Source organism: Cryobacterium sp. TMB3-10, assembly GCF_004402305.1.
In the GTDB taxonomy this organism is placed as follows: domain Bacteria; phylum Actinomycetota; class Actinomycetes; order Actinomycetales; family Microbacteriaceae; genus Cryobacterium; species Cryobacterium zongtaii.
Window position 1 is genome coordinate 15,373 of the sequence record NZ_SOGH01000033.1, and the last position, 18,918, is coordinate 34,290.

Consider the following 18,918-nt stretch of genomic DNA (forward strand, 5'->3'; position numbering starts at 1 on the left):
TCGGCGTGGCCCCGCCCGGAGCGTGTGGTTTCCCAGCGTGACTTTCGGCGGCGCCGAGCCGATCAGGCAGCGGCCGTCGCGACCAGCTTCGCGATGGTCGCTGCACTGTCATCGTTCAGTTCGCGAAGCGCATAGGAGGTGGGCCACATCCCGCCGTCGTCGTCGAGGTTGGCCTGGGCGCTGAAGCCGAGAGTCGAGTAGCGCTCCTTATCGTCTTGGCCACTGCGGAAGAACACCACGACCTTGCCGGCCTTGGCCCAGCCCGGCTGGCCGTAATAGAGCTTGGGCAGCAGCTCTGGGGCGGCCTCGGTGACGATGCCGTGCAGACGCACGGCCATCTGGCGGTCGGGCTCTTTCATCTCGGCGATCTTTGCCATCATGGTCGCCTCATCCGCGGCCGCCTTGTCCTCGGCACGGCCGCGACGGGCGTCGGCTTTGAGTTCGGCGGCACGGGCCTTCATCGCGGCGCGCTCTTCCGCAGAGAAGCCTCCCGCCGACTCGGCGCCGACCTGGTTGCCGCTGATTTTCGGTTCGGTGCTCATCGCGTTGGGCCCTTTCGTCGGCGGACCGTCCCATGTTCGCACCTCGGCGGCCGAGGCTCAAGGAAGTCGGTGCCAGCCTGGCGGTCGAGGCTTGGTAGGATGGCGGTTCCAGTTCAGCTTCGGCGGCCTGGACGCGCGGATGTAGTTCAATGGTAGAACTTCAGCTTCCCAAGCTGATAGCGCGGGTTCGATTCCCGTCATCCGCTCCAAACTTCGGTCGGCCCAATAGAATCCGGCATGACCTCTCTTCCTCCTGAGCACATGCCACTGGCGCAATCGGCCGTTCCGGACGCGTCCGGCCGCCGCTTTTGGGGAATCGGTTTCCTCTGGTTTGTTCCGTTGTTCGGCGCCCTGCTTGCTCCGGTTCTGCTTGGCATTCTCGCAGCTCAGAACCGCCGGCACCCGGACGCGCTGGTGCGGGAGAATTCCCGATGGGCAGCGAACTGGGTGCTGACCGTGACGGTTGTCGCAGCGATCGGGGCGGCCATTGTGGTATCCGACGCGATCATCGGGCTCGTTCTGACTGGAGAAAGCGAGAGCGGGCCGTCGCCCACCCTTCTTCTGGCAAATTTGCTGCTGTGGGCGGCTGTGATCGGACACCTCGTTGTGTCCATCGTCGGGGTGGTGCGGGCACGCACCCGAATAGTCAATCCGAAGATCGCGATTCCCTTCATCCCTGCCCTAAAAGTAGACGTGTCGATGGAATTGGGACAGCCCGCTCTGGTGCGAGAAACGCCGTGAGTCGCACGATCGTCGAGCGCGAGATCACCGAGCCGGTTTCGCTGTGCCTGCCCGACGGGCGGCTCAACCCCGCCGCCGTCGGTTGGAGCAGAAGGCCTCTGCACGACACTGCAGGCATCGACGGCCGCAGCAGTTGGGGCCGCAATAAGCGCTGGGAGTATTGGGGCGTCACCACGCCCACCCACATCGTGACTCTGACCGTCTCCTCGCTCGACTACGCAGCGGTGCACAACATCCTGATCTACGACCGCGTATCGGGAACGACGATGGAACGCGGCGCCGTCGCACCGCTGGGATCCAGTGCCACCCTGCCGGCATCCCTCGGCGCCTCATCCGCCCGGGCGCGCACCCGGTCGCTCACGATCGACATCGACGAGGTACCCGGCGGCACCCGCCTGCGCGGTCGCGCCGCGGGGGTGGCCTTCGACATCACCGCCGTGCGTCCGGCCGGCCACGAGGCGCTGGCCGTCGTGGTTCCGTGGTCCAAGAGCCGCTTCCAGTACACCGTCAAAGACGTGGCCCGTCCGGCCGAGGGCTGGGTCGAGGTCCAGGGTGACCGGTTTGAGCTTCCCGCCGGCGACAGTTGGGCGGTGCTCGACCACGGCCGCGGTCGCTGGCCGTACAAGATGACCTGGAATTGGGGCGCGGCGTCGGGAATCGTCGACGGACGCACCATCGGCCTCCAGCTGGGCGGCCGGTGGACGGACGGAACCGGTTCGACCGAGAACGCGGTGCTCATCGACGGAACGCTCCACAAGGTCAGCGATGAACTCGACTGGGTCTACGACGAAGCCGACTGGCTCGCCCCGTGGCGAATTCACGGAGGGAGCCTCGACCTGCGTTTCGACCCGTTCTGGGACCATGCCAGCAAGACCGAGCTTCTGGTCTTCGGCAGCCGCGGTCACCAGTGTTTCGGCCACTATTCAGGCTGGGTCGACACCGATCTGGGACGCATCCGGGTCGACAGTCTGTTGGGCTGGGCGGAAGACATCCGCAACCGTTGGTGACACCTCGACCAGCGCTCGGAGCTTCGTGAGGCACAATGGTCCCCACGAGATTCTGCCAACGGAGGACAGCATGCCCGGCGACACCCAGGACGAACCGATTCAGGCCCAGCACAGCACAACCGAAGACGACAAAGTGGCGGGCATCCTGCTGCAGCAGGAAGCGGACCTGGCCGGTCACGACGAGGCCCAGGTCTTGGTTGCATTACGCCAACGCTTCGCCGACGGCGGCCACCAGGTGACTGACGAGGCCCTTCAGGAGTACGCCCGTCGCATCGCGGGCCTCGAACCGAACGCCTTCTCGAAGGAGTAGGCGCATCGCCCCCCTGACCCCCCGAGCTAGGGAACCAGCGTCTCCAACGCCGGGTGCAGGTGTTTCGTGCGCAGAGCAACTGTCGCCTGGTCGGCGCCCGCGGCGAGCGCCGCCTCCGTGGAGGCGCCTGACAGGGTGGCGTCGAGAAAACCCGCGAAGAACGCATCGCCGGCGCCGTTCGTGTCCCGCAGCTGAACGGGCACGGCAGCCACCCGGTGCAGGCCCTCGGCGTCGACGGCCATCGCGCCCTCTGCGCCGAGCGTGCACACGACGGCCGTGGTGCCGGCCGCCACACGGGCCCGCATGAACGCCGACGGATCGCTCATGCCGTCGGCATTCATGAAGATGTAGTCGGCCGCCCGGATGAAGGGCTCGTGGAACTCGGACCGGCCGTCGTAGTCGTGGACATCGGTCCAGACGGGGACGCCGGCCGCGATAGCCGTGGGGAGCAGGGCTCGGGAGGTTTCGGAGAGGTCCATCACCAGGGCCGCGGCACCCCGGCTCATTGCCGTGAACTGGGCGATGTCGGGTGCGGTGAACGCCGGCACCGAGAGGTACACGGACACCCGCTCCCCCGCCCGGGTCATCAGGTTCAGGTGTCGTTCGCCGGCACCCGGCACCACCGACGCGGTCACCTGGATTCCCGCCGCCTCGAGAACGGAACGCACCCGTCCTGACGCGTCGTCGTCGCCGAGCAGGGTCTGACATTCGACAGCCCGCCCGAGCCCGGTCAGGTGCAGCGCCTTACCCGCGGAGGTACCACCGACGGTCTGAAAATCCTCGAGGGCGAACGTGACGTGCGGGCGCGGCTCCGGCAGCTGGTCGAGGTAGACCAGCGTGTTCCACGACACCGGTCCGCATACAACGATGTGACCCGCGCCGATGGCGCCCCCAGCGGATGCTCTGCTCATCCGCTCAGGCTACGGCACGGCCGCTTGGCGACTCGATGTGCCACAGCCGGTACGGATTTTTGCCGGTCCCTACCCGGCTCGGAGCGGGCGAGACCACGCAACCTCACGGCTGAGCTGGCCGGATTGGACGAAGTGTTGCACCTGGTGGGTACCGGCGAGCGCCCTGGCGAGGTCGTCGCGGTCGGCAGCCTCGAAGCCCAGTTTCTGCCAGAAAGGCCCGGACCGTCGACTGAACAGCCACGCCCGCTGCGCTCCGCTTTCAGCAGCCCGCGCCAGGGCGAACAGGGCCAGCCGGGTGCCCTCGCCGGTTCGCTGGGTGAGTGGATGAACCGCCACGCTCCGAATGAGCGCGTGCTCCTGGTCACCGCTGAGCTCGAATCCCGTGCACGCCACGATGCTGCCGACCGCATCCCGTTGGATCCAGAGGTGCACCGTGGGAGCGTCAAGCCCGCTCAGCGTCAGATCTACCTCGCGGAGGAAATCGGTCAGGTCGGCCGTATCGCCGGGCGACACTGGGGTGAGGGACGACATGGGCCCAGGTTACTGGGGCGGTTCATCGCGATCCGCAAGTCAACTCGCGAGAGCCCGGGCGGCGTGACTAGGAACGCACCGACTTGCGCTCGTAGATGATCATCGACCAGGCGTAGCCGATGACCGTGATCACCACGCACCAGCCGACCGCGAGCACAGCGTTCCAGCCGAGCGGGGTGCCGAGCAGCAGCCCGCGGAGGGTCTCCACGATCGGCGTGAACGGCTGGTACTCCGCGAACCACTGCAGCCCGGCCGGCATCGACTCGGTCGGTACGAAGCCGCTGCCGAGGAACGGCAGCAAAACCAGCAGGAGCGGCAGGTTGCTCGCCGTCTCCACCGATTTGGCCTGCATGCCCATCCCCACGGCGATCCAGGTGATCGCGAAGGCGATCAGTGCGATCAGGCCGAAGGTGGCGAGCCACTCGATGGGGGTGGCGGTGGGCCGGAACCCGATCAGCACACCGACGCCGAGCACCAGCGCGACGGCGATTATCGCCTGGATGGTGTTGCCGAGCACGTGCCCGGCGAGCACCGCCGCGCGGGAGATCGCCATGGTGCGAAACCTCGCGGTGATGCCCTCGGTCATGTCCATCGAGACCGTCGTGGCAGTGCCGCCGGCGGTGCCGGCTATGGTGATCGCCAGGATGCCCGGCATCACGTAGGCGAGGTACGCCGCCCTCCCGCCGGCCGGGTCCACGCCCGGCAGGCCGGCCCCGAGGGTGCCGCCGAAGACGAACACGAACATGAGCAGGATCACCACCGGACCCACGATGGTGAACACTGACAGGCCCGGGTAGCGAATCATGTGCAGCAGGTTGCGGCGCAGCATTGTGATCGCGTCGGTCACGACATAGGACCGATGACGGCTGCCCTGCACGGTCGGGCGCGGGGCGGTGATGGTGGTCATGAGTCTGTTCCCTTCGAATCGGCCCGGCCGGACGATTCCTTCGTGCCGGTCAGCGCGAAGAACACGTCATCAAGGTCCGGGGTGTGGATGCTGAGGTCGTCGACCTCGAGATGGGCCGCGTCGAGGCGGTCGAGCACGGCGCGCAGCGCGCCGACGCCGCCGGCGCTGGGCACGGTGAGCACCAGTCCGGCGTCATCACGAGCAGAGCCGTCACGAGCAGAGCCATCGCGAGCAGAGCCATCGCGAGCCGACTGATTGAGCAGGCGGGCGGCGGTGTCCAGCGCCGCGGCATCCGCAAAGCGAAGCCGGATGTGACCGCCCGGTACGAGGCTCTTGAGCTCGTCGGGCGTGCCGTCGGCGACGATGCGACCGCCGTCGAGCACCGCGATGTGGTCCGCGAGCTGGTCCGCCTCCTCGAGGTGCTGGGTGGTGAGCAAGACCGTGGTGCCCTCCGACACCAGGCCACGCACGATGTCCCACATGGTGTGCCTGCTGCGCGGGTCCAGGCCCGTGGTGGGCTCGTCAAGGAAGATCACGCTCGGCGCCTGGACCAGGGTCATCGCGAGGTCGAGGCGGCGGCGCATGCCGCCGGAGTAGGTGGCGAGTGGCTTGCGCGCGGCCTCGACGAGGTCGAACTCCTCGAGCAGTTCGGCCACCCGCGACTTCGAGCGTTTCGCGCCGAGGTGACGCAGCCGGGCCATCAGCAGGAGGTTCTCCTCGCCGGTGAGCAGGCCGTCGACAGCGGAGAACTGGCCGGTGAGACCGATCGCCGCGCGCACACCGTCGGGGTCGCGCGAAACGTCGCATCCCGCGACGGTGAGGGTGCCGGCATCCGCCCGCACGAGCGTGGAGAGGATGTGCACGGTGGTGGTCTTGCCGGCGCCGTTCGGGCCGAGCAGCGCGGTCACGGTGCCCGCCTTCACGGTGAGGTCGACGTCGTCGAGAACGGTCTTGCTGCCGTAGGACTTACGCAATCCCTGCACGGCGATCGCGGTGGTGGTCATGATGTTCTACCCTTCGCTTCGGTGCGCGCACTCAGCGCGCGCGGTGGATGCCGATGTCGCCGAACGCGGTGCGCGCACGCACTGCCACGGTCTGCTCGGACGGGTCTGGGGCACTGTCGCCGTCGAGCTCGTTGCGCAGGCGGCCGTTCTTGGAGGCCAGATCGAGCCAGGCGGGAACGCCGGGACGCACACCGATGCTGACCTGGCCGAAGCCGCTCTCGACCTGCACCGACCCGCTCGAGATCTCTCCGAGCTGGATACTGCCATAGGCGGTTTTCGCCGACACGGCGGCGAGCGCCCGGGTGATCTCGAGGTCGCCGTAGGAGAGCTTCGCGTCGAGATCGCCGCCGGACTCCCCCACCGAGATGTTGCCGTGCGAGGCCTTGAGGATCGCGTTGCCGGTGACAGTGCCGATCCGGAGCTGACCGTGATCGGCGGTGATCTCGATGTCTCCCTCGGCGGCGCCGACGGTGGCGTTGCCGTTGCCGGCGCGCAGCCACAGGTCGCCGGTGGTATCGACCTCCGCCGCACCGTTCGAGCACTTGATCCGGGTGGCGCCGAGGCGTCCGGTTGCGCGCACATTGCCCGATGAAATCTCGGCCGTGAGCCGCGATCCCGTCGGCAGCTCGATGAGCACGTCCACCGACTCGCTGGGGCCGATGATGCTGAAGCGGGGCTTCGGGCCGGTGACGGTGAGGCGCTGGCCGTCGAAGACCACTCTGGTCTCCTCGGCACCGCGGCGGTCGACTGCCCTGGCCGGGCTGGTGGGTGACACCGTCACGACGGTGTCGGTTCGGTCGCTGGCGACGACGTCGATTGCGCCGACCGGCAGGTGGATGGCGAGGTCGATGGGGTTGGGGGTGTCGTAGGTGGGCATGCTGATGCGTCCCTCTCTGTGGGCTATGCAATTCAGGGCTATGCAATTCAGGGCTGTGCAATTCGGGGCTGTGCAATGTGGTGCTGTGCAATGTGGGTACGACGGACCGACCCCGCGGGTGCGCGTGGTTGGAGTGTTCAGCGTGCTGGGCGGGTTAGCGCGCCCAGCCCGCGAAGTTGTCGCCGGTGCGCAGGGTGCGCTGCACGGAACGGCGTTGCTTGGGTTGCAGAGCGGCCGCCGTCGCACGCACCAGCCAGGTGTTCACCGACAGACCATCGGCCGCCGCCGCTTCGTCCACCCGCGCCTTGAGGGCGTCCGGCAGACGGAGGGTGGTGCGTGAGGTGCTCGCTTCGTCGAGGTCGACGGATGCTGCGGGCCGCTCGTCGCTCTCCGGCTCGGTGTTCGGCGCGGTGACGACGAACTCGATCTCACGACCGCGCAGCCGCAGGTCGACGGAGCCGGGGGCGAGGTCGCGGGTGATTTCGCCCACCGCGGCCGACAGCACGTCGAGGAGCACGAGCCGCGCCGCTGCATCCAGCCCGGCGGCGAGGCGCCCGGCGACGGCGCGAGTGTCCTCCGCACCGTTCTCCGCGGCATCCACCAGCTGACGCTGAAGGTCATTGACGTACGGTCCAAGTTCCATGCCACCATCATGACACCACGATGGTGTCATGTCAAGCATTGATGGTGTCAGAGTTGGCGTCAGACCCGGGCGGCCTTCTCTACGGCGGTGACGGCCGCCGCAACGCCGGCGTTCCACGGGGTGCCGTGTCCGGGCAGCACCCAGGTGGCCCCCGTGGGGAGAATGGCGCGAAGCGATGCGATCGCCTGCTCCGGCTCATCCGTGAACGGCGCCGGCTGAGGCCCCGTCTTGCCCGTGAGTACGTGACGGGTCGTGAGCCCATCGCCAACGAAAACGGCGTCGGCGATCGGCACATGGATCGCGATGCTGCCCTCGGAATGCCCGGGCAGGCCGATGATTCGGGGCGCACCGGGCAGGTTCAGCGTGTCTCCGTCGTTCGCGTCCACGGTCTCGGTCAGGTAGGTGGTGCGCATCCCGCCCTTGCGCAGGGAGTACGCCGCGAAACCCAGAGTGGCGCCCAGCTTCATCGACTGGGGGCCGTTCGCCGGCTTGGGGCCGCCCTTCGCGCGAGCCGCGTCGCCCGGGTGAACGTAGACCGGCACGCCGTGATCGCGCCGGAGCCGTTCGGCAAAGCCGACGTGATCGCCGTCACCGTGCGTGAGAATGACGCCTTTGACGTCGCTGAGGGTGCGCCTCATACCGGTCAGCTCGGCGAGGAGGTCCCGCCACTGGCCGGCGAGTCCGGCATCGATCACGGTCACCCCCTCGGGAGTGTCGACGAGGTAGGCGGCCACGATGTCGTTGCCGATGCGGTGAAGGTGCGGTCCTAGTCTCATGATGGCTCGACCGTACCGCTCGTGACGCCGATCGGCCAGGATGTCAAGCCGAACGACGGATGATGCGCGGCACCACAATCCAGAGCAGCGCGACAACGACGAGGATGAACACCGCGAAGGCCACACCCCACGCCCGGCCGAGCACCAGATCGAAGATGAGCAGCCCGATACCGGCGACCGTGATGGCGACCCCGGCGAGCGTGGCCTGCACGAAATAGTCGGTGTACCGGATGATGCGGCTCTTCGCGTGCTTGCGGAACAGCACTCGATGCAGGCTCACCGGAGCCAGGCCCACCAGGGTCGTCAGAACCGAGGTTGCGACCAGGACCAGATAGATGTCGCGCTGAAACGCATCGAGGTCCTCGAACCGGGACTGGAAGACCGCGGCCAGGAGGAAGCCGGTGAGAATCTGGGTTCCAGTTTGGATGACCCTGAGCTCCTGGAGCAGCTCATTCCAGTTGCGGTCCAGACGCTCATTCGGGGTTTCGCCGCGACCGTCACGGGTGGCGCCGCCGGGTACGTCCGGAACCGGAGAGGAGTGCGACATGGGCTGAACCTTCCGTGAAGAGAACCGGCAGCATCGGCCGCCGCGGGTCGGGACTCACGAGAGTACCGCCGGGCATCCGGGATCGCAGCCGGTTCGGACTGGTCGAGCCGGGCCAGACAGGACTAACGTTGACCTTAGGTTCGGACTCGTTTCGATGACACGTGCCCTTTTGACACTATGGACACGGCTGGCGGTGCTGATGAGTGAAGTCTCGGGGACACCCCGAATGACGGGCGGGCAGCTGGCCTCCCCGTTCCTGGAACTCCTGCCGATCACGGGTGCGGCCATTTCGGTGATGGATCAGGACCGCCGCGCCTCGCTGATCCACGCCACCGACCCCACGGCCGCCCGGTTGGAGGAGATGCAATTCGATCTGGGTGAAGGTCCCCAGTTCGATGCGTTTCGGACCGCATCGCTCATATCGGTTCCCGACCTCGCGCTGACCGACCGGTGGCCGGCATTCCTGCGGAGCGCTGCCGAGCTGACCGTGGGCGCCGTCTTCACCTTTCCCCTCATGCTGGGAGCGGCCTGCACCGGCACTGTCACCTGTTACCGCACCACCCCCGGGGCCCTCGATGACCAGGCCGCCGCACTGGGCACCTCCCTGTGTCGCGCCATCGCCGGGCCCGCCTTCCGCCGTGCGATAGTCCTCGCCGAACACGAATCATCCGACGATGAGGCACCGATCGAATCCCGGCGGGAGATCCACCAGGCCACCGGGATGGTTCTCGGCCAGCTGGATATCAACGCAACGGATGCTTTCTCACGAATCCGGGCCTACGCTTTTTCTAGCGGATATACCGTCCAAGAGATTGCCCACGCCGTCGTCAGCCGGCGCCTCAATTTCGCAGAGCTCCCAGAGTAGGTATGACATGCACGCCATAGACCACGCGGCTGACAACACCCGTGAAGAAAGAATCAACGACGCGTTTGTGCGCGTGGCCGGCAGCTTGGTCGCCGACTACGACATCGTCGATCTGCTGTCCACCCTCGTCTACACCTGCACCCAGCTTCTCGACGTACAGGCAGGCGGCATCCTCCTGGCCGATGGCACGGGGATGCTCGAATTGGTGGCCTCGACCAGCGAAGAGGCTGAAATCGTCGAGGTCATGATCGTCGCCGCCGGCGCCGGCCCATGCATCGACTGCTACCAGACCGGGGCGGTGGTGAGCGTTCCCGACATCGAAACCGACCCCCGCGACTGGCCGCGGTTCCGCCGCACCGCCCTCGACCAGGGCTTTCGGGCCGCCCACGCCACCCCACTCCGGCTGCACGGCGAGGTCATCGGCGCGATGAACCTGCTCAGTACGGAGGCCGGCGCGCTCAGCGACCGAGACGCCCAGCTCGCCCAGGCCTTGGCGGATGTCGCGACAGTCGGCATCCTGCACGAGCGCAGTTTCCGGCAGCCCGAGGTTGTGGCCGCGCAGCTCCACCTCGCTCTGGACACCCGGATTCTGGTGGAGCAGGCAAAGGGGGTTCTCGCCGAGGTGCGCTCCTGCACCATGAGCGAGGCCTTCGACGCCCTCCGCGACTACGCCCGCACACACGCGGTCACCCTGCGCGCTGCGGCGGCCGGTGTGGTGAACCGCAGCATCTCCGCCGAGGCACTGGTGGCCCAGGCACGCTAGCGGCGCGGCCGGCCACTGCGCCGGTTCCTCAGGTGTGGCAAGATGCGGCCGTGACCACTCAACCCGAGCGCCGGATGCTCCTTGACACCGCTTCCCTGTATTTCCGCGCGTTCTACGGCGTGCCGGACTTGGTGCGCGCACCGACCGGTGAACCGGTGAACGCCGTGCGCGGGTTGCTCGACATGATCGCCCGACTCGCCACCGAGTTCCAGCCCACCGAGATCGTGGCCTGCTGGGACGACGACTGGCGGCCGCAGTGGCGGGTCGATCTCATCCCCACCTACAAGACCCATCGGGTCGCCGCCGAGTCTTCGGTGGCTGCCGACCCCGCAATCGAGGTTGTGCCCGACCTGCTCACCCCGCAGGTGCCGATCATCCGCGAGGTGCTCACCGCGCTCGGCATCCCGATCATCGGCGCCGCCCAGCACGAGGCAGACGATGTGATCGGCACCCTCGCCTCGCACTCGTCGATCCCGGTGGACATCATCACGGGCGACCGGGACCTCTTCCAGCTCGTCGACGACACCCGGGACGTTCGGGTGATCTACACCGGCCGCGGCATGGCCCGGCTGGAGCTTCTGACCGACGCGACGCTGACGGCCAAGACCGGCGTCACTCCGGCGCAGTACGCCGACTTCGCCGCCATGCGCGGCGACGCCTCCGACGGCCTGCCCGGCGTGGCCGGGGTGGGCGAGAAGACCGCGGCCACGCTGCTGGCCGAGTACGGCGACCTCGACGGGATCGTGGCGGCGGCGGCCGACCCCGATGTGAAGTTGGGCGCCTCCGTGCGCGCGAGGATCCTCGCCGCCGCGGACTACCTCACGGTGGCCCCGACCGTGGTGAACGTCGTGCGTGACCTGGACCTGCCGGACTTCGACGCCCGCATCCGCCCCAGCACACCCGAGCAGAATGCCGAGCTGGAGCAGTTGTCGGCCACGTGGGGGCTCAGTTCGTCGATGCAACGCGCCCGCGAGGCCCTGGCCGCATTGGTCTGAGCGCGTGGCCTGAGCGCGTTGGCCTGAGCCAGTTCGCCTGAGGCCGGTCTAGCTCGATCCGGCGATGCGCAGCACAACACTGCCCCGCTTGTGGCCGGCGTCGACGAAGCGGTGCGCGGCCACGATCTCGTCGAGGTCGTAACTGCGGTCGATGACCGGTCGCAGTTTGCCCTGCTCCGCGAGGCCCACGAGAAACCGAAGGTCCTCGGCCCGGTAGTCGACGCCGCTGGCGCTGACCAGCTTGCCGCTCCTGCGAGTGCGGGACCTCGCGCGCAGGAGACCGGTGAGGTCGGTGATGACGGCCAACAGGGCTCCGCCGGGGGTGATCAGCCGCTGCACTCTGTCGAAAGACGCGTTACCGACGCAGTCCATGATCACGTCGTAGGTGTCGGATCCGGTCGTGAAGTCCGAGCTCTCGTAGTCGATCACCCTGTCGGCGCCCAGGTCGGTGACCAGGGCGGCGTTCCGCGCCGCGCAGACCGCGGTCACGTGCGCACCGAGGTTCTTGGCCAGTTGCACGGCCGCGGTGCCGACGGCTCCGGATGCCCCGTTGACCAGTACCCGCGCGCCCGGCTGGATGTCGGCGCGGTTCAGGAAGACCCTCGCGGTGATGCCGCCGAAGACGAGGGCGACGGATTCGTCGAAGCCCAGGCCGGCCGGCTTGGCGGTGATCGGTCCGTCCTGCCCGATCCGGGCATACTCGGCGTGGCCGCCGAACTTCGCGCCGAGCATGGCGATGACCTCGTCGCCGGGCGCGAATCTGGTGACCTTCTCCCCCACCGCTGCGACGACCCCGGCGGCGTCCATGCCGAGCACCCGCCGGCGGGGCCTGAAGAACCCCAGGCCGGCCCCGGCCAGGAGGCCGAGTCCCTTCGGCACGTCGTGGGAGCGGGCCCGGTGGTCGGCGGCGCTCACGGTGCTGGCGAGCACCCGGATGAGCACCTCCTCCGGCCCGGGCGCCGGAGTGGGGATCTCCTCAACCGAGACAACGTCGGCGGGGCCGAACCGTCCGTAGACCGCGGCCCTCACGAGGTCGCCCCAACCGGGTCGGCGCCGACTCGGCGCTGCGGCATCCGTTCGACGGCGGCGGTGTTGAAGCCCTTGAGGATCAGCCAGAGTGCGAGCGACACCTCCCAAGCGAACACGGGCAGCGCAACGAGCAGCCCGGTCGGCGAGAACTGGCCGTACAGGCCGAAGATCACCAGCACCGTCGAGATGGAGATGATGGCCCCGCCCACCAGGCCGAGTACCGCGATGGCGCGAGGCACGAGGCGGGAGGTGAACATCAGGGAGGCCAGCAGGATCGAGCCGACGCCGAGTGCGAAGCCCGGGCCGAACAGCAGGGTGCCGTCTTGCAGGGCCAGCAACGCGGCGGCGACGGCCTCAAGCGCGCTGTCATCAACACTGGGCGGCTGCTGCCGCAGCATCAGCACCGTGAGCAGGCTGAGGGTGCCCACCAGGATGATCGCGGCCTCGAGGATGCGCGCGGCAGCGTAGGCCAGCGCCAGCGTCGGACTCTGGCGGCGGAGCACCGGATAAAGGACCACCCCGGTGCCGACCACGGCGATCACCAGCACGACCTCGAACAGCACGCCGACGGCCACCATCGGGTCGCGGCCGGCACCGAGGACATAACCGGGCGTGTTGAGCACCGGGGCATAGAGCAGACGACCGACGATCGCGCCGACTTCGGTCAGGAGAAAGAGTACACCGGCGAGAATTGCGGTTCGGCGGATGGGAGACATGAGAGCTCCTTCAAGGTTGAGGTGTACGGCGTACACTCGGATGCAGCGACTCTAAGGTGTACGCTGTACTCCTGTCAATGGGCAGGACTGATCTCGTTCATAGGGAGCTCACATGGCTCAAGTTCTGGTGGTCCCGCGGGTGCGCCTCAACCGTGATCGGGTGCTGCAGGCCGCCGTCGGGCTTGCCGATCAGGCCGGTATCGAGGCGCTGAGCATGCGCCGGCTGGCCGAGGAGCTCGGCGTTGTGCCGATGGCTCTGTACAAGCACGTGGCGAACAAGGACGAGCTGCTCGACGGCATGGTCGAGGTGATCGTCGCCGAGATCGACCCGCCGGCCCCGGACACCGAGTGGAAGGCCGCGGTGCGACTGCGGGTGCTCTCGGCCCGCCAGATGTTGTTACGGCATCCGTGGGCCCGGTCGGTGCTCGAGTCGCGCACCACGCACACCCCGGCGGTGCTGGACTACCTGGAGTCGACGATCGGGATGTTCCTGGCCGGCGGGTTCTCGGCGGACCTCACCCACCACGTGATGCACGCCCTGGGCAGCCGCATGTGGGGGTACACCCAGGAGCTCTTCGACGCATCCGCCGACCCGGCCCGGCCACCCGTCGACCCCGCCGTGCAGGCTGCCCGAATGCAGGCGATGGCGGAGCGGTATCCCCACATCCTGCAGATCAGCACTGCGGCGGCCCACGACGATTCGGTCGTGGCGCACGGCTGTGACGACAGGTTCGAGTTCGAATTCGCCCTCGACCTGCTCCTGGACGGCTTCGAGCGCCTCCATGTCTCCGGCTGGTCATCCGGCCCGGTCACCCGCACCGCCTAGCGCGGAATCAGGCGAAACCGAAGACCAGCGGGAAGACCGCGACCACGACGAGCGCCCAGAGCCCGTATATCGGCAGGTACCTGGTCTGCCAGTGTTCGAGCGCCGCGAACGGGTGTCGCCCTCGCAGGAACCCGATGGCGAGCCAGGCCGCACGCACCAGGTGCACGAGGAGCAGCAGGTTGAGGCCCAGCGCGGCGATCTTGTTGGGGCTGAAGCCGAACTCGGTGATGCGCGTGAGCATCGCGGTGAGCATCACGGCGTCGACAGCCAGGGCCACGATCACCAGCACCAGCTGGAGCACGTCGAAGACGCCGGGCCGGGCGAGGGAATCGCGGGCGGAGATCGAGTAGAGCAGCAGGCTGAGCACGAGCACCAGGATGGCGTTCATCAGGATGAGCAGGTAGCGGTCGACGGTGCCCAGCCCGCCGGCGGCGGCCAGCACCGCGAGCACGGCCAGGAGCATGATGATCGTCAGCGGGGTGAACACCCGGGTGAGCACCGGGGCGATGTTCTCGACCACGTTCTGCTTGGCCTCGACCAGCCAGGCGGCCACGACGAGGGCGCCGGGTATCGCGAGCGGCAGGATCCAGCCGGTCAGCACCGGACCGGGATCGACGCGCACGGCGGACAGCACCGCGACGGTGAGCCCGATGAGCACGGCTCCGCCGAGGGCGAGCAGCGTGTAGTAGATCGCGAGCTCGCCGGTGAACCGCACGAAGTCCATCCGTCGGGCGTCGGAGCGCCAGCGGCCGCCGACGTAGGCGATCCCGACCAGCATCCAGAGCAGCACCGGGGCGTGCAGCGCGGCGAGCAACTCGGTGGAGCCGCCGGCGGCAAACGGGTAGACGTTGAGCAGCACCGCGAGGGCGGCGAACGAGACGATGAGGGTTGCCGCGACGGGCACGGTGAGCCGACGCTTCCAGCCGAAGTAGGCGGCGAGGAACGGGAACACCAGCAGGCCGAGGTTTCGGACCAGGCCCGTGCCGCCGTCGGACCATGTGAGGCCGGCCTTGACGGCCAGGCCCGCGCCGAGGGCGAAACCGACCACCACGGCGAGTTCCCGCCAGGCCGGCGCGCGGCTGTCGCCGGCGGCGTCGGGCAGGAGCACGAGTTGTTTCCAGAGCCTGTCGGAGTGCTCCCTGGCGAATTCGCGGGACACGGCGTCGAGGTTGCCCAGCCGCTTGATCGCCACGAGGAAGGCCTCGTCATGGTCGAGCCCGGTGGCCAGCAGGTCTTCGATCTGCTCGCGCAGGTGATCTTCCAGCTCCTCCACGTCGGCGGTGGCGATGGCCTGGCGTCGCTGCACGTAGCCGCGCCAGCTATCGATCTGGGCTTCCAGGTCGGCGTCGAGGTCCATCAGGCCCACCCCTCCGTCACGGCCGTCGGTCGGGGCCGGTCCTGCCAGACCTGGCGGAGGGCATCCGCCACGACGGTCCACTGCTCCTGCCGCTCGGCCAGCTGTTCCCGGCCGAGGTCGGTGATGGCGTAGTGCTTGCGCCGGCGGCCCACGTCGGAGGTGCCCCAGAGCGAGGTCACGTAGCCAAGCCGTTCGAGGCGGTGCAGCAACGGGTAGAGCATCCCGTCGGTCCACTGCATGCTGCCGCCGCTGAGATCGCTCACCCGCTTGAGGATGGCGTAACCGTAGAGGTCGCCGTCCATCAGAATCCCCAGCACCAGCGGGGTGGCCGCGGCGGCGACCAGGTCTTTCTCGATGCGCATGGCGCCTCCTATACCTAAAGCTGCAATGCATGAACCCTAGCAGTTCTAGGTATAGGGATGGAAGCGACCACTGCCCGGCTGCGGCCGCGCACACCCGTTGGTGCGACGGTGAATTTCCCGATTCGTCACGCCTCGGCGCCAAGCCTGGAGATACGTCCAGCTTCCTTGAGTTTCTCCTCTGCCTGAACAAGGCTGGTCAGATTCGCCCCACCCGGGCGGCACCGCAACCGCGGCCCGATCGTACAAAGAAGAGGACACCGTGAAAGCACTCACCTGGCAGAACACCAAAAAGGTAGAGGTCATCGAAGTCCCCGATCCGGTCATCGAAAAGCCCACGGATGTGGTCATCCGCATCACGTCAGCGGCCATCTGCGGTTCAGACCTGCACCTGTACAACGTGATGGGGCCGTTCCTGGCCAAGAACGACGTTCTCGGCCACGAGAACATGGGCATCGTGGAGCAGGTCGGCGCCGCGGTAACCACCCTCTCGGTGGGCGATCGGGTCGTCATCCCGTTCGTCATCGCCTGCGGTGACTGCTTCATGTGCAACCAGGGCCTCACCACCCAGTGCGAGACCACCCAGAATCGCGACTCCGGCACCGGCGCCAGCCTCTACGGCTTCAGCGAGCTCTACGGATCGGTTCCCGGCGGCCAGGCCGAGCGCCTGCGGGTTCCGTTCGCGGACTTCAATGCGGTCAAGGTCGGCGCGGACCTGCCCGACGAGCGCTACCTGTTCCTCAGCGACATCCTGCCCACCGCCTGGCAGGGTGTGCAGTACGCGGATGTGCCCGCCGGCGGCACCCTCGCCGTGATCGGCCTGGGCCCCGTGGGCCAGTTCGCCAGCCGCATCGGACGCCACCTGGGCTTCCGGGTGCTCGGCGTGGACCCGGTGCCGGAGCGCCGCGAGATGGCCGCCCGGCACGGTGTGGAGGTGTTCGGCCTCGACGACGACATCGTCGCGATGCTGCGGGCGACGACCGACGGTCGCGGCCCGGACTCCGTCGTTGACGCCGTGGGAATGGAGGCGCACGGCAACCCCGCCGCCGCGTTCACCCAGTACGCCGCAGGGCTGCTGCCGGATGCGGTGGCCAAAAAGGTCTTCACCACGGTGGGTGTTGATCGCCTGGCCGCGCTGCACATGGCGCTGGACCTTGTACGTCGCGGCGGCACGGTCTCGGTGAGCGGCGTGTACTCCGGTGTGGCCGACCCGATGCCGCTGATGAACATGTTCGACAAGCAGATCCAGCTGCGGATGGGCCAGTGCAACGTGCAGCGCTGGGTCGGCGATCTGCTGCCCCTGGTGGAGGACCCCACCGACCCGCTCGGCGTGATGGACCTCGTCACCCACCGGGTGCCGCTGGGTCGCGCCCCGGAGATGTACGAGACCTTCAGCGCCAAGGACGACGGCTGCATCAAGGTCGTCCTGACCCCCTGATTCCCTCTCGCGAACTGTGAGTCAAGCCCCAGAATCTCGCGATTTCTGGGGCTTTTCTCACAGCTCGCGGAACCTTCTGCAGTGTCAGTGGTTGGTGAGACGATCTCATCATGAGTAACCCCGACCAGGCAGTACCGCCCGCTCCGGATGATGACCACCACTCTCCGGAGTCCGCTCCACCTGGCTCCACCCCCTCCCCCGTCGACCCGACCGCTTTCGGGCCGTACGTCCCCAACCCGGCGCTGTACGAGTTGGTCTGCTCGGAGCTGGCCCGCCGCACTGAGCTGATCGCGGTCGAGGCCCGCGCCATTGCGCAGGCGCAGGCCCGGCAGGCCGAGTTCCTCGTCGCTCTGCAGGGCTGGAGTGAGGACCCGCTCGTTTCCTCGCGCCTGCACGGCAACCCGGAGAGCATCCGGCTGGCCGACGTGAACGCGGCCACCCTGACCGAGGACCAAGCCCGCGCGGCCGCCTACAACCGGTGGGACGACCGGGACGTGGCCCGCCGCACGATTGTCAGTGAGACCGCCTGCCTGCTGCGCCTGTCTGAACGCACCGTGGAGCACCTGATGGATCAGTCCCTCTGGCTCCTGGCCGCCCCGGCGACCTTCGAGGCCCTCTCGACCGGAGAGATCAGTTACCGGCACGCCACCGCGCTCGTCGACCAGATGCGCACCCTGCCGATGGAGGACCAGGCGGCATTCGAAGAGAAGGTGCTGCCCGAGGCCAAGCGCCTGCCGGTGGGCCGATTCATCGACAAGGCCCGCCGGCTACGGGAGCGGCTGCACCCGGAGTCGATCGTGACCCGCAGCACGAACGCCCTGACCGAACGGCACAGCCGCTGGGAGGCCGCCCCGGACGGGATGGGCTGGTTGCACTGGTACGGCACCGCCCACGACACCAAGGCCGCCTACGACCGCATCAACGGCATGGCCGTGAAGCTCAAGCACCTCGGCGACCCGAGCCCGGCCGACCAAACGGATGACGCCAGCAGCAACGGTGCCGCCTTCGGCATCGCGCAGGACCCGGCCGACGACTCCCCGACCCGCACCCTCGACCAGCTCCGCGCCGACATCACCGCCGCCCTGCTGCTGGACGGCATCACGCCCGACGGGATGGGTGCCGGCATCCGCGGCACCGTCATGGTCACCGTGCCCGTGCTCACCCTGCTGGGCTTGGACGAGGAACCCGGCACCCTCGAAGGCTACGGGCCCATCTCCCCCGAGGCCGCGCGGGAGATCGCCGGGCACGCACCGAGCTTCACCCGGCTGCTGACCCACCCGGAGACCGGGGTGGTGCTCTCGCTCGGTAAAACCCAGCACAAGAACACCGAGGCCATGAAGAAATACCTGCGGGTGCGCGACGAAACCTGCCGGTTCCCGGGCTGCTCCCGACCCGCGGTGACCAGCGACGTCGACCACACCGACCCCTGGGCCGGCGGCGGCAACACCGACAGTGACAACCTCGCCCACCTCTGCGAACCCCACCACCGACTCAAACACCTCTCCCAGTGGCGAGTCACGCAGGAACCAGGTGGGATCCTGCACTGGACCTCACCGGGCAAACGCAGCTACCGCACCGACCCCGCCAACCCAGTCGGACCACCCCGACCCCGACCACCGGTCGTGGGGCCGAAGACCCGGAGGCGGCCCGCCGACGAGACCTACCTGATGCCCCGGCAGCGGCCGACCCTGAAGCCGACCCCACCGGTGCCCGAGAACCCACCGTTCTAAGCGGTCACCGAGTGGCCCAAGGCTGGTATCCCTAGACTCGGATC

The 18,918-nt window shown here is 68.1% G+C and carries 22 protein-coding genes and 1 tRNA gene; 10 read left to right on the forward strand and 13 right to left on the reverse strand.

Translation table 11 applies throughout. The features are described 5' to 3' along the window. Positions 1-62 precede the first annotated feature (62 nt). Positions 63-542, reverse strand: coding sequence for a DUF1801 domain-containing protein (locus E3T22_RS18295; RefSeq protein WP_134480393.1), 480 nt, complete (start codon positions 540-542; stop codon positions 63-65). A gap of 135 nt (positions 543-677) precedes the next feature. Here E3T22_RS18295 and E3T22_RS18300 point away from each other — a divergent pair. The 4 genes from E3T22_RS18300 to E3T22_RS18310 all read left to right on the forward strand — a co-directional run bounded on the left by E3T22_RS18300 (position 678) and on the right by E3T22_RS18310 (position 2,600). Beyond that, positions 678-751, forward strand: a tRNA-Gly gene (locus tag E3T22_RS18300). 28 nt (positions 752-779) lie between these two features. Beyond that, a complete protein-coding gene (locus E3T22_RS19435) occupies positions 780-1,283 on the forward strand; it encodes a hypothetical protein (RefSeq protein WP_241983736.1) in 504 nt (167 codons plus the stop codon). Continuing rightward, positions 1,280-2,290, forward strand: coding sequence for a DUF2804 domain-containing protein (locus E3T22_RS18305; RefSeq protein ID WP_241983737.1), 1,011 nt, complete (start codon positions 1,280-1,282; stop codon positions 2,288-2,290). Before E3T22_RS19435 ends, E3T22_RS18305 begins: the two co-directional genes overlap by 4 nt. 70 nt (positions 2,291-2,360) lie before the next feature. Further along, complete coding sequence (locus E3T22_RS18310; protein ID WP_134480395.1) at positions 2,361-2,600, forward strand: hypothetical protein; 240 nt, start codon at positions 2,361-2,363, stop codon at positions 2,598-2,600. A gap of 26 nt (positions 2,601-2,626) precedes the next feature. Here the strand turns inward: E3T22_RS18310 and E3T22_RS18315 are convergent, their stop codons facing one another. The 8 genes from E3T22_RS18315 to E3T22_RS18350 all read right to left on the reverse strand — a co-directional run bounded on the left by E3T22_RS18315 (position 2,627) and on the right by E3T22_RS18350 (position 8,796). Next, complete coding sequence (locus tag E3T22_RS18315) at positions 2,627-3,511, reverse strand: carbohydrate kinase family protein (protein ID WP_134480396.1); 885 nt, start codon at positions 3,509-3,511, stop codon at positions 2,627-2,629. A 69-nt stretch (positions 3,512-3,580) separates the two neighbouring features. Beyond that, positions 3,581-4,042, reverse strand: coding sequence for a GNAT family N-acetyltransferase (locus E3T22_RS18320; RefSeq protein ID WP_134480397.1), 462 nt, complete (start codon positions 4,040-4,042; stop codon positions 3,581-3,583). 67 nt (positions 4,043-4,109) lie between these two features. Further along, positions 4,110-4,949, reverse strand: coding sequence for an ABC transporter permease (locus tag E3T22_RS18325; RefSeq protein ID WP_103479995.1), 840 nt, complete (start codon positions 4,947-4,949; stop codon positions 4,110-4,112). Next, positions 4,946-5,953 carry an ATP-binding cassette domain-containing protein gene (locus E3T22_RS18330; RefSeq protein WP_088457636.1) on the reverse strand — a complete coding sequence of 336 codons (1,008 nt, stop codon included), beginning with the start codon at positions 5,951-5,953 and terminating at the stop codon, positions 4,946-4,948. Before E3T22_RS18330 ends, E3T22_RS18325 begins: the two co-directional genes overlap by 4 nt. A 31-nt stretch (positions 5,954-5,984) precedes the next feature. Further along, complete coding sequence (locus E3T22_RS18335; protein ID WP_134480398.1) at positions 5,985-6,830, reverse strand: DUF4097 family beta strand repeat-containing protein; 846 nt, start codon at positions 6,828-6,830, stop codon at positions 5,985-5,987. Positions 6,831-6,984: 154 nt separating this feature from the next. Continuing rightward, positions 6,985-7,473 carry a toxin-antitoxin system HicB family antitoxin gene (locus E3T22_RS18340; RefSeq protein ID WP_134480399.1) on the reverse strand — a complete coding sequence of 163 codons (489 nt, stop codon included), beginning with the start codon at positions 7,471-7,473 and terminating at the stop codon, positions 6,985-6,987. Positions 7,474-7,532: 59 nt separating this feature from the next. Then, complete coding sequence (locus E3T22_RS18345) at positions 7,533-8,249, reverse strand: MBL fold metallo-hydrolase (RefSeq protein ID WP_134480400.1); 717 nt, start codon at positions 8,247-8,249, stop codon at positions 7,533-7,535. A 43-nt stretch (positions 8,250-8,292) separates the two neighbouring features. Next, on the reverse strand, positions 8,293-8,796 hold the full coding sequence (locus tag E3T22_RS18350; RefSeq protein WP_088457640.1) for a DUF6328 family protein: 504 nt from the start codon (positions 8,794-8,796) through the stop codon (positions 8,293-8,295). 226 nt (positions 8,797-9,022) lie between these two features. Here E3T22_RS18350 and E3T22_RS18355 point away from each other — a divergent pair, with 226 nt between their 5' ends. The 3 genes from E3T22_RS18355 (at position 9,023) to E3T22_RS18365 (ending at position 11,419) form a co-directional block, all read left to right on the forward strand. Next, positions 9,023-9,661 (forward strand): GAF and ANTAR domain-containing protein, encoded by a 639-nt coding sequence (locus E3T22_RS18355; RefSeq protein ID WP_166789331.1) that lies wholly within the window; start codon positions 9,023-9,025, stop codon positions 9,659-9,661. A 7-nt stretch (positions 9,662-9,668) separates the two neighbouring features. After that, entirely contained in the window at positions 9,669-10,424 is a 756-nt protein-coding gene (locus tag E3T22_RS18360; RefSeq protein WP_103460260.1) for a GAF and ANTAR domain-containing protein, read from the forward strand. 74 nt (positions 10,425-10,498) lie between these two features. Further along, positions 10,499-11,419 carry a 5'-3' exonuclease gene (locus E3T22_RS18365; protein WP_134480434.1) on the forward strand — a complete coding sequence of 307 codons (921 nt, stop codon included), beginning with the start codon at positions 10,499-10,501 and terminating at the stop codon, positions 11,417-11,419. Between the two features lie 48 nt (positions 11,420-11,467). Here the strand turns inward: E3T22_RS18365 and E3T22_RS18370 are convergent, their stop codons facing one another. Beyond that, positions 11,468-12,448: an NAD(P)-dependent alcohol dehydrogenase gene (locus E3T22_RS18370; protein ID WP_134407900.1), complete on the reverse strand. Its 981-nt coding sequence runs from the start codon at positions 12,446-12,448 to the stop codon at positions 11,468-11,470. Further along, positions 12,445-13,164, reverse strand: a complete 720-nt coding sequence (locus E3T22_RS18375; RefSeq protein WP_134480401.1) for a DUF4386 domain-containing protein — start codon at positions 13,162-13,164, stop codon at positions 12,445-12,447. Before E3T22_RS18375 ends, E3T22_RS18370 begins: the two co-directional genes overlap by 4 nt. 112 nt (positions 13,165-13,276) lie before the next feature. On the opposite strand from E3T22_RS18375, the gene E3T22_RS18380 reads away from it, so the two are divergent. Further along, positions 13,277-13,990 (forward strand): TetR/AcrR family transcriptional regulator C-terminal domain-containing protein, encoded by a 714-nt coding sequence (locus tag E3T22_RS18380; protein ID WP_134480402.1) that lies wholly within the window; start codon positions 13,277-13,279, stop codon positions 13,988-13,990. A gap of 7 nt (positions 13,991-13,997) precedes the next feature. Here the strand turns inward: E3T22_RS18380 and E3T22_RS18385 are convergent, their stop codons facing one another. Further along, positions 13,998-15,347 (reverse strand): permease prefix domain 1-containing protein, encoded by a 1,350-nt coding sequence (locus E3T22_RS18385; RefSeq protein WP_134480403.1) that lies wholly within the window; start codon positions 15,345-15,347, stop codon positions 13,998-14,000. Further along, positions 15,347-15,709, reverse strand: a complete 363-nt coding sequence (locus tag E3T22_RS18390) for a PadR family transcriptional regulator (RefSeq protein ID WP_088457647.1) — start codon at positions 15,707-15,709, stop codon at positions 15,347-15,349. Before E3T22_RS18390 ends, E3T22_RS18385 begins: the two co-directional genes overlap by 1 nt. A 259-nt stretch (positions 15,710-15,968) precedes the next feature. Between E3T22_RS18390 and E3T22_RS18395 the strand changes: the two genes are divergently transcribed. Both E3T22_RS18395 and E3T22_RS18400 read left to right on the forward strand, forming a co-directional pair. Then, a complete protein-coding gene (locus E3T22_RS18395; protein ID WP_134480404.1) occupies positions 15,969-17,144 on the forward strand; it encodes an alcohol dehydrogenase catalytic domain-containing protein in 1,176 nt (391 codons plus the stop codon). Between the two features lie 110 nt (positions 17,145-17,254). Continuing rightward, positions 17,255-18,874 (forward strand): HNH endonuclease signature motif containing protein, encoded by a 1,620-nt coding sequence (locus E3T22_RS18400; protein ID WP_134480405.1) that lies wholly within the window; start codon positions 17,255-17,257, stop codon positions 18,872-18,874. Positions 18,875-18,918 lie beyond the last annotated feature (44 nt).